Source organism: Gallibacterium salpingitidis (assembly GCF_001678495.1).
GTDB lineage: Bacteria > Pseudomonadota > Gammaproteobacteria > Enterobacterales > Pasteurellaceae > Gallibacterium > Gallibacterium salpingitidis.
This window is the reverse complement of the sequence record NZ_JTJL01000047.1, coordinates 1-9490: the sequence shown is the minus strand read 5'-3', so window position 1 is coordinate 9490 and position 9490 is coordinate 1. Positions and strand designations below refer to the sequence as shown.

Here is a 9490-nt window from a genome sequence, read left to right as displayed (position 1 = left end):
TATTGGTGAAATCACTGAGTTAGCAGGTTGCGATCGTTTAACTATTTCGCCAGCGTTGTTAAAAGAGTTACAAGAAAGCAATGCGGAATTACCTCGTAAATTGGATTATCAAGGTGCAGTATTACCACGCCCAGCAGCGATGACAGAAGCTGAATTCTATTGGCAGCACAATATGGATGCAATGGCAGTAGAAAAATTAGCAGAGGGTATTCGTAAATTTGCGGCAGATATCGAAAAATTAGAAGCGATGTTAAGCGCAAAATTGTAATTCATTGCTTATTGATACGGTAATACAGTAAGATAACCGTAATATCATTGCAGAAAAGCGTTGGTGTTAATTATTCTCCTTACCCAACGCTTTTTATTTTACTTTCTGCTCATCTTTAGCATACTTTTAAGCTATAATGCTGCCCATTTGATGTTGTTAAAAAGATAGTTGAAGCGTCCGATGAAAAAATATTATTCATTCTTATCTCTGTCGATTCTCTCGGCGTTGTATAGCCAGACCAGCTATGCAGATCTCACTACTCAATGTTTACTTGGTGTACCTCATTTTACTGGTGAAGTGGTAAAAACCGATCCAAATGAATTACCTGTTTATATTGATTCAGATCAGGCGGAAATTAATCAGCCTAATAATGCGTTGTATAAAGGTAACGTACAAATTGAGCAAGGTAATCGCAAGTTACAAGCAGATTCGGTATTTGTTGAGCAGAAAGGGGACAAACAAGATCCGCAACGTTATGCTTATGTAAATGGCAATATGAATTATCAGGATAATTTGGTTCATGTGGTGGGAGAGAAAGCAGATATTCATCTAAATTCACAGGATGCCAATATTTATCAATCAAATTACCAATTTGTTGATCGCCAAGGACGTGGAGATGCAGAAAAAGCTGAATTACGTCAAGATTATCGTTTGTTAAAGAATGCGACTTTTACCTCTTGCTTACCGAATAATAATTCATGGAAGTTGCGTGCTTCAGAGATGAAACAGCATGTTAAAGAGGAGTATGCTGATCTGTGGAATGCAGTATTTTATGTAAAAGATGTTCCAATTTTTTATTTCCCATATATGCAATTTCCAATTGGTGATCGTCGTCGCTCAGGTTTATTAATGCCTGATTTTGGTACTACTAGTACAGATGGTTACTATTACGCACAACCGATCTATCTTAATTTAGCACCAAATTATGATATGACAGTAACGCCAAAATATATGAGTAAACGTGGAGTGCAATTATTGGGTGAAGCGCGTTATCTGAACGTTTTAGGTACAGGAACGATTGCAGGAGAATATTTGAAAAATGATCGTTATGAGAATTATACAAAAGGTGATCCACGTTATTTAATTTATTGGCAAAATGGTGGTTCGCTTTGGGATAATTGGCGTTTTAATGTGAACTATACCAAAGTAAGTGATCAGCAATATTTTAATGATTTTAGCTCTCCATATGGTAGCAGTACCGATGGTTATGCTACGCAAAGTTTTGCTTTAAGTTATTACCAACCGAATTACAATCTCACTGTATCAGCAACACAATTCCAAGTGTTTGATACAGTATCAGTTGGCCCATATCGTACTTTACCGCAGATCGATTTTAATTATTATCGTGATGGTTTAGCGAATGATTTGCTTGATTTCTCTCTCTATTCACAAGCAGTGCAGTTTAAAAACGATAGTGACAAAATGCCAACAGCATGGCGTTTCCATATGGAACCAACTTTGACTATGCCGCTCGCTAATCGTTATGGCAGCTTAAACTTAGAAACGAAATTGTATGCAACGCATTATTCGCAAAAGAAAGGAACTTCGGATGATGCTGCGGAAGTAGAAAGCTCTGTGAATCGTGTGATTCCTCAATTTAAAGCGGAAGTAGCGACGGTGTTGGCATCAAATGAAACTTTGTTTGATGGTTATACACAGACCATAGAACCGAAAATCCAATATGTATATAGACCTTATCGTGATCAAAGCCAAATTGGTACTGACAGTTATAGCTATTTAGGTTTTGGTTATGATTCGATTTTATTGCAACAGGATTTCTATTCATTATTTAATGACCGACGTTATAGTGGTTTAGATAGAATTGCTTCGGCAAATCAAATTACTATTGGCGGCACTACACGTTTCTTTGATAAAAATGCCGAGGAACGTTTTAATCTCTCTTTAGGACAAATTCTTTACCTTACACCATCAAGAATCGATGATAATCCAAATAATAAGACACAAAGCAGCTCATCTTCTTGGGCGGCGGAGGCGAACTGGAAAATCAGCGATAAATGGAGTTGGAAGGGTGGTTATCAATACGATACTTTGTTTAAAGAGACATCTTTAATGAATACCGCGTTAGAGTACCGCCCATCAGCTGAGAATCTCATTCAACTTTCTTATCGTTATGTTAGTGAGAAATATATTGATCAGAACTTAACAGGTAGCAATGTCTATAATCAGAAAATCAGCCAAGTAGGAATGGCAACCGCGTGGCAGATTAATGATAATTGGGCAGTAGTAGGACATGTTTATCAAGATATTTCGTTGAATAAACCGGTAGAGCAATATATTGGTATTGAATATCGTACTTGTTGTTGGAAAGTGAATTTTGGTGCAAGACGTTATTTAACCGCGCCAAAAGATGGACAAACTTACTCTAATCGTAATGATACTTTCTACAAAAATTCATTCGGTATTAACTTTGAAATTTCAGGGTTAGGTTCTCGTCATGGCAGCAGTATTAGTAAGATGTTAGGTACCGGTATTATTCCATATACCTCACCATTTAGTTTACGTTAAGAGAAAACCCCATATTTAAAAAGAATATGGGGTTCTTCATAGCTATAATTGCTGACTATTTTTTATGTTGATCGCATTGACAATCGTGAGTGTGGACAATCATATGCCCCATTTTTTCTGCTTTCACAGTGAGATAACCTGTATTGTAGCGATTCTCGCCAACATTTAACGGTACACGTTCAACGACGTTAATGCCTGCTTGTTTCATCGTATTAATTTTTTCTGGATTATTGGTTAATAAGCGGATTGCTTTTACCCCTAATAATTCAAACATTTCCGCACAAACACTGAAATTACGTTCATCTTCTTTAAAGCCAAGTGCAAGATTGGCTTCAATGGTGTCCATTCCCTGATCTTGTAATGCGTAAGCACGAATTTTATTGATTAAACCAATACCGCGACCTTCAGCACGATGATAAATAAGCACACCGCGACCTGCTTCACTAATCTGTTTTAACGCAGCTTGTAATTGGAACCCACAATCACACTTCAAGCTATGTAAAGCATCTCCTGTCAAACATTCTGAATGGATTCTTGCCAATACAGGTTCGCCGTTAGCAACATCACCGAGTACAAGTGCAACGTGTTCTTTATGGGTTTCTGGATGTTCAAAGCCGATAATTTTAAAAATGCCGAATTCTGTTGGTAAGTTTGCTTGAGCAACAAGTTCAATTTTTGCCATGTTATATCCTTAATATCTCTTTATTTATGACGTGATGTGAATTGAATATAAATATAAAAGGTCGTCATTATATACATTATTTTGTTATTTTGTCGTTACTTTTTACTGATTATTGTATAACAAGCGTTGGATTGATCTGGAACCTTAGTAAAGGCAGAAAAATAAGATATAATTCAGGCGGTTTAACTAACTTTAGTGAGTGTACATATGTTATACGGAATTGATATTGGCGGTACAAAAATTGAATTAGCGGTGTTTAATCAACAATTGGAAAAATTGCATAGTGAGCGCGTGGATACACCTCAAACCAGCTATGAAGATTGGTTAAATGCGGTGGTGCAATTAGTAGAAAGAGCGGATCAAAAATTTAATTGCAAAGGTACGGTAGGGATCGGTGTGCCGGGTTTTGTACGACGTGATACCGGTATTGCTGAAATTACCAATATTCGTGTTGCAGATAATCAACCCATTATTCGTGATTTAACTGAGCGTTTACAACGAGAAGTACGGGTAGAAAATGATGCCAATTGTTTTGCGCTCTCTGAAGCATGGGATGCCGATGGTAAACAATATTCAACCGTATTAGGCTTGATCATTGGTACTGGTTTTGGTGGTGGTTTAATCTTTAATGGCAAAGTACATTCTGGTAAAGTGGGCATGGCTGGCGAAGTGGGGCATATCCAGCTTAATTATCATGCTTTAAAATTATTGGGATGGGATAAGGCGCCAATTTACCGTTGCGGTTGTGGGAATGAAGCTTGTTTAGATACCTATCTTTCCGGACGTGGCTTTGAGTTGTTACATAATGATTTACTTAAAGAAAAACTACCCGCAAAAGAAATTATTCAACGTTTCTATCAAAATGATGCGAAAACAGTAGAATTTGTCGATAAATTTATTGAATTAATGGCAATCTGTTTTGGCAACTTAATTACTGTATTAGATCCAGATGCCATTTTCTTAGGTGGCGGTCTATCGAATTTTGATTATATCTATGAAGCGTTGCCAAAACGTTTACCTAAACATTTAATGCGCAGTGCGGTTGTACCAGCAATTTTAAAAGCAAAACATGGGGACTCAGGTGGTGTTCGTGGTGCGGCAGCGCTGTTTTTAAGTCGAGATTAATTAATATGGAGAAGTAAAAATGATGAAAAAAGTATCAATGTTAGCAAGTGTGGTAATGGCATTATTATTATCAGCTTGTAGTCAATTGTCGTTTCCAGGCGCGTCATCTGAAGCTAAAAGCGTATCTGATGCACAAACAAAAGAGAATGCACAGTTAACAGCGCTCAGAGAGAGTGCATTAAAATTACCTATGTTCACTTATGAAACAGGCAAACAGTCAGCTACTGCTTATTTTAACCAGCAACAAATTGTATTTATTGAAATAAAAGATCAACAACAAAAAATAGAACATATCTATTTGAAAAATGGTCGTATTGCTACTGTCGTCAATAACAAACATGTTTACGACTTTAGTAAAGGCAAGTTGAATAATGAGGAATTAGCAGTTGAAAAAGCAGCCGAAAAATGGGTGCAAAAATTAAGTTATAACTCCGCAGATCGCAATATTTCCGCTGTTCGTACTGGTGATGAAGCAAAATTAAATTATTTATGTATTGCTAAAGTGCAACAAGTTGCCGGAACGAAAAAAGTATTACGTACTTCAGCAAATAGTGCACAAAGTACATCTCGCCTAACCGCTTCAATGCGTTTAAACGGCAATCAATTTTACCAAATGGATTGCGTGCTCGCCGGAGATCGCGTTGAGAAATTAAGTTTAATCGCGAAGTAATTAATAAATTGAGAGGATAACTGTAATGGAAAAAAATATTATATTGATGAGTGATTCATATAAATATTCTCACTCGGCTCAATATCCTGACAATATGACCTACATGCACCATTATATTGAGAGTCGTGGTGGACGTTATGGTTATACTCAATTTTTTGGTTTGCAATATTATTTGAAAAAATATCTTTGCCAGCCGATTACGCAAGAGATGATTGATGAAGCGGAAGAAATTATGCGTATGCATGGGTTACCGTTTGATCGGGCGAATTGGCAATATATTTTAGATGCACATCAAGGTTATTTACCGTTAAAGATTCGTGCGGTGCCAGAAGGTAGTTTGGTGAATAACCATAATGTGTTGTTAACAGTTGAGAATACTGATGAAAAATGCGCGTGGTTGGTTAGTTTCTTTGAAACTTTGCTATTGAAAATTTGGTATCCTTGTACTGTGGCAACACTTTCCCACTCTTATCAACGCATTTGTCGTAAATTTCTACAAGAAACCGCGGAAACCTTAGATGCGTTGCCATTTATGTTACATGATTTTGGTTATCGTGGCGTTTCAAGTGAAGAGAGTGCTTCTATTGGTGGCGCTGCTCATTTAATCAATTTTAAAGGAACTGATAACGTCAGTGCCTTATTATTTATGCGTCAATATTATGCTGCTGAAATGGCTGGTTTTAGTGTACCAGCAGCAGAGCATAGTACGATTACTTCTTGGTCAAAAGCACGTGAAGTTGCAGCTTATGAGAATCTATTAGATAAATATCAAGATTCCGTAATTTCGATTGTGGTCGATAGTTACGATTACTACAACGCTATTGGCAATATTTTCTGTAAACAGCTTGCGGATAAAGTGAAACAACGTAAGTATCCACTAGTGGTGCGTCCTGATAGTGGCGATGCAATTACTAATGTGCTATTTGCTTGTGAGAAATTAGCTGAAGCCTTTGGCACCACAACCAATGAAAAAGGTTATTTGGTGTTAAACAATGTACGTGTTTTACAAGGTGATGGCATTAATGAAAATAGCACTTGGGATCTATTAAAAGCACTACAAGATAATCAATATTCTGTGGAGAATCTGATTTTAGGTTGTGGCGGTTCGTTATTACAAGGTAATCTCAGCACCAGTATCAATCGTGATACACACCGTTTTGCAATGAAATGTAGCTGCGTGATTACGGATGGTAAGCTAGTTGATGTCTATAAAGCGCCGATTACTGATAAAGGTAAGGTAAGTAAGAAAGGGCGTTTGGATTTAATCTGGGAAGGCGAAAAATATAAAACCGTCAATATTGATCATCTGCCATTAAATCAATATCACGAAAATTCTATGATGCAAACTGTATTTGAGAATGGTAAGTTGTTAGTGGATTGGAGCTTAGCTGATGTACAACAGAATGCTCAACGTTATCAACCACAGGAAGCAAAATAATAAAATTCTTGGATGTTTTTATGAATTTTTCACAATATGTTGCTGATTTAGTAGCGAAAAACCCTGATGAAAGGGTTTTTCCTTTTAATTATGAAGGGAAAAAATATTGGATTAAACAGGTGGAAAAAACAACCGGTGCGATGCGGTTGTTAAAACCTAATCCAAAGGCTTCCTTACAACGTGAAATTAAAACCTTGCAATATCTAAATCAACATCATGCAGCAGTGGCACAACTTGTCTTAGTCAGTGATAACTATTTTGTGATTGAAGATGTTGGTCAATCAATCAAAAGATACTTAAATGAACCACAAACGACAGCTGAATTTGCACAACGAATGTTAGCTGATGCAGCGCGAGCATTGGCAACATTGCATCAACAAAACCTGTTTCATGGACGCCCGGCAATTCGGGATATGGGCTGGAAAGAAGATGGTGTTCGCTTTATTGATTTTGAATCGAAAATCTTTAGCGATAATCTGCGTTTGCAACAAGCACGCGATCTATTGTTTTATATCCATAGTTTGTATGTCAGCGAAAAGGTTACGGATCAGCAAATTGCTGACAGTATCACTGTTTATCGCCAACAAGGCGGTGAAGCACAATGGCAATATACTTATGCGTTAGTGGTTAAATATCGTTGGCTGTATTCTTTTTTACGTCTATTCCGGTGCGTGGCTCGAACGGATCTTATTGCTTTATTAAGTCTATTTAAATTCATCTTTGCTTATGGAAAAGAAAAAGAGTTTTAGGCTAAGGACGTGGTATGAAGATTTATCGGGTGCAATTAAAACGTAGTCAAAAAACGTTATTACACGACAATCAATGTTCTTTATTGGAAAACCTTGAACAGAATGGTATTCGACACGAATATCAATGTCGTTCAGGTTATTGCGGTGCTTGTCGAGCAAAATTATTAACAGGTACCGTAAGTTATCGCCAACCACCACTCGCTTTCTTACAAGCAGATGATGTTTTACTTTGTTGTTGTCAATTAGAGTCAGATCTTGAACTCGATCTTTAAAGCGGTATTTTTTGATACTGCTTATTTCTCTGACCCCTATAAATTATCCAAAATTGACACTTTTCAACCCATCAATTTACGCCAGAATAATCACCATCAATTTTAATAAAGGAGCAAATGATGGAAACAATTATTGGTGGTGATGTGGTAAAACGTGGTATGGCACAGATGCAAAAAGGCGGTGTCATTATGGATGTGGTTAATGCGGAACAAGCTCGAATTGCGGAAGATGCTGGCGCAGTCGCAGTTATGGCATTGGAGCGGGTACCATCAGATATTCGTAAAGCTGGTGGCGTAGCAAGAATGGCTAATCCGCGCATTGTAAAAGAAGTGATGAAAGCAGTTTCAATTCCAGTAATGGCAAAAGCGAGAATTGGGCATATTACAGAAGCTCGTGTGCTAGAAGCAATGGGAGTTGATTATATTGATGAAAGTGAAGTGTTAACACCGGCAGATGAAGAGTTTCATTTGTTGAAAAGTGAATTCACAGTACCTTTTGTTTGTGGTTGTCGTGATTTGGGGGAAGCATTGCGTCGGATTGGTGAAGGGGCAGCAATGTTGCGCACTAAAGGTGAACCAGGAACGGGCAATATTGTGGAAGCAGTACGTCATATGCGTAAGGTAAATGCTCAAGTGAGAAAAGTAGTTGCAATGAGCTACGATGAGTTAATGACAGAAGCAAAAAATTTAGCAGCACCATTTGAGTTATTGCTACAAATTAAACAATTAGGACGTTTGCCGGTAGTGAATTTTGCAGCTGGTGGTGTAGCAACACCTGCGGATGCAGCATTAATGATGGAATTAGGGGCAGATGGTGTTTTTGTTGGTTCAGGAATTTTTAAATCAGAAAATCCTGAAAAATTTGCTAAGGCGATTGTTCAAGCAACAACACATTACCAAGATTATGATTTGATCGCTCGTTTATCAGAAGATCTTGGTGAAGCAATGAAAGGTATTGAGATTTCTCAATTATCTGCAGCAGAAAGAATGCAAGAACGTGGCTGGTAGTTGATCTATGAAAACATTAACTATCGGTGTTCTTGCTTTGCAAGGCGCAGTCAGCGAACATTTAGCACAGTTAGCTCAATTAAATGTACGAGGTGTTGCTGTTAAACGTATTGAACAATTGGCTGAATTGGACGGTATTATTTTGCCTGGTGGCGAGAGTACCACAATTGGTAAGTTAATGCGTCAATATGGTTTTATTGAAGCGTTACAGCAATTTGCTCAAACTAAAGCAATCTTCGGTACTTGTGCTGGGATGATTTTATTAGCAAAACAGATTGTTGGTGGAGAACAACCTCATCTAGCGTTAATGGATATTACCGTACAGCGCAACGCATTTGGACGCCAAGTAGCTAGTTTTGAAACGGATTTAACAGTAATGGGGTTAGCAAAAACTGTACCGGCAGTCTTTATTCGCGCACCTTATATTGTTGAAACTGGCAAAGATGTTGAAGTGTTGGCATCATTTGCTGGGCATCCTGTATTAGCTCGCCAAGGAAGATTGTTAGCTTGTTCATTTCATCCAGAATTAACTAAGGATGTGGAGGTTTTAAAGCTGTTTTTGGCGTTATGTTAATATCTAGAGGTTGGCTTAGCTAACCTCAGGCTGCTGATAAACCTAAATTTTATCAAAAACTTTTATAAAATAGCTTTGGGTTCCCTCTCACTCTTGCCCGAATGCAAATAAGATTTTCAGGCAAAAAAAGCTGTCAATTTTTCGAGCTCGCGAGAAAAATCTCTTTTTTTGCCGCCCG

The 9490-nt window shown here is 37.6% G+C and carries 10 protein-coding genes; 9 read left to right on the top strand and 1 reads right to left on the bottom strand.

Annotated elements, in window-relative coordinates; genetic code table 11:
- Together QS62_RS08775 and lptD are read left to right on the top strand one after the other, a co-directional pair.
- A partial coding sequence (locus QS62_RS08775) for a transaldolase family protein (RefSeq protein ID WP_330997997.1) occupies positions 1 to 268 on the top strand: 268 nt, incomplete at its 5' end.
- A 180-nt stretch (positions 269 to 448) separates the two neighbouring features.
- Positions 449 to 2794, top strand: a complete 2346-nt coding sequence (lptD, locus tag QS62_RS08770; RefSeq protein WP_066108944.1) for an LPS assembly protein LptD — start codon at positions 449 to 451, stop codon at positions 2792 to 2794.
- Between the two features lie 55 nt (positions 2795 to 2849).
- Here the strand turns inward: lptD and ribA are convergent, their stop codons facing one another.
- Positions 2850 to 3476 carry a GTP cyclohydrolase II gene (gene ribA / locus QS62_RS08765; protein WP_066108941.1) on the bottom strand — a complete coding sequence of 209 codons (627 nt, stop codon included), beginning with the start codon at positions 3474 to 3476 and terminating at the stop codon, positions 2850 to 2852.
- A 207-nt stretch (positions 3477 to 3683) separates the two neighbouring features.
- On the opposite strand from ribA, the gene nagK reads away from it, so the two are divergent.
- The 7 genes from nagK to pdxT all read left to right on the top strand — a co-directional run bounded on the left by nagK (position 3684) and on the right by pdxT (position 9312).
- Entirely contained in the window at positions 3684 to 4601 is a 918-nt protein-coding gene (nagK, locus tag QS62_RS08760; protein ID WP_066108938.1) for an N-acetylglucosamine kinase, read from the top strand.
- Between the two features lie 19 nt (positions 4602 to 4620).
- A complete protein-coding gene (locus QS62_RS08755) occupies positions 4621 to 5271 on the top strand; it encodes a hypothetical protein (protein WP_066108935.1) in 651 nt (216 codons plus the stop codon).
- Positions 5272 to 5296: 25 nt separating this feature from the next.
- A complete protein-coding gene (locus QS62_RS08750; RefSeq protein WP_066108932.1) occupies positions 5297 to 6709 on the top strand; it encodes a nicotinate phosphoribosyltransferase in 1413 nt (470 codons plus the stop codon).
- A 20-nt stretch (positions 6710 to 6729) separates the two neighbouring features.
- Positions 6730 to 7458, top strand: a complete 729-nt coding sequence (locus QS62_RS08745) for a BUD32 family EKC/KEOPS complex subunit (protein ID WP_066108929.1) — start codon at positions 6730 to 6732, stop codon at positions 7456 to 7458.
- Positions 7459 to 7472: 14 nt separating this feature from the next.
- Positions 7473 to 7730 carry a class I ribonucleotide reductase maintenance protein YfaE gene (yfaE, locus tag QS62_RS08740; protein ID WP_066108926.1) on the top strand — a complete coding sequence of 86 codons (258 nt, stop codon included), beginning with the start codon at positions 7473 to 7475 and terminating at the stop codon, positions 7728 to 7730.
- Between the two features lie 120 nt (positions 7731 to 7850).
- Positions 7851 to 8738 (top strand): pyridoxal 5'-phosphate synthase lyase subunit PdxS, encoded by an 888-nt coding sequence (pdxS, locus tag QS62_RS08735; protein WP_066108924.1) that lies wholly within the window; start codon positions 7851 to 7853, stop codon positions 8736 to 8738.
- A 7-nt stretch (positions 8739 to 8745) separates the two neighbouring features.
- Positions 8746 to 9312, top strand: coding sequence for a pyridoxal 5'-phosphate synthase glutaminase subunit PdxT (pdxT, locus tag QS62_RS08730; RefSeq protein ID WP_066108921.1), 567 nt, complete (start codon positions 8746 to 8748; stop codon positions 9310 to 9312).
- Positions 9313 to 9490: the final 178 nt, after the last annotated feature.

What these genes read in the sequence shown, in the direction of transcription:
- nagK (WP_066108938.1), top strand. Translation starts at nt 3,684, where the DNA reads ATGTTATACGGAATTGATATTGGCGGTACAAAAATTGAATTAGCGGTG.
- QS62_RS08745 (WP_066108929.1), top strand. Translation starts at nt 6,730, where the DNA reads ATGAATTTTTCACAATATGTTGCTGATTTAGTAGCGAAAAACCCTGAT.
- yfaE (WP_066108926.1), top strand. Translation starts at nt 7,473, where the DNA reads ATGAAGATTTATCGGGTGCAATTAAAACGTAGTCAAAAAACGTTATTA.
- QS62_RS08750 (WP_066108932.1), top strand. Translation starts at nt 5,297, where the DNA reads ATGGAAAAAAATATTATATTGATGAGTGATTCATATAAATATTCTCAC.
- QS62_RS08755 (WP_066108935.1), top strand. Translation starts at nt 4,621, where the DNA reads ATGATGAAAAAAGTATCAATGTTAGCAAGTGTGGTAATGGCATTATTA.
- pdxT (WP_066108921.1), top strand. Translation starts at nt 8,746, where the DNA reads ATGAAAACATTAACTATCGGTGTTCTTGCTTTGCAAGGCGCAGTCAGC.
- pdxS (WP_066108924.1), top strand. Translation starts at nt 7,851, where the DNA reads ATGGAAACAATTATTGGTGGTGATGTGGTAAAACGTGGTATGGCACAG.
- ribA (WP_066108941.1), bottom strand. Translation starts at nt 3,476, where the DNA reads ATGGCAAAAATTGAACTTGTTGCTCAAGCAAACTTACCAACAGAATTC.
- lptD (WP_066108944.1), top strand. Translation starts at nt 449, where the DNA reads ATGAAAAAATATTATTCATTCTTATCTCTGTCGATTCTCTCGGCGTTG.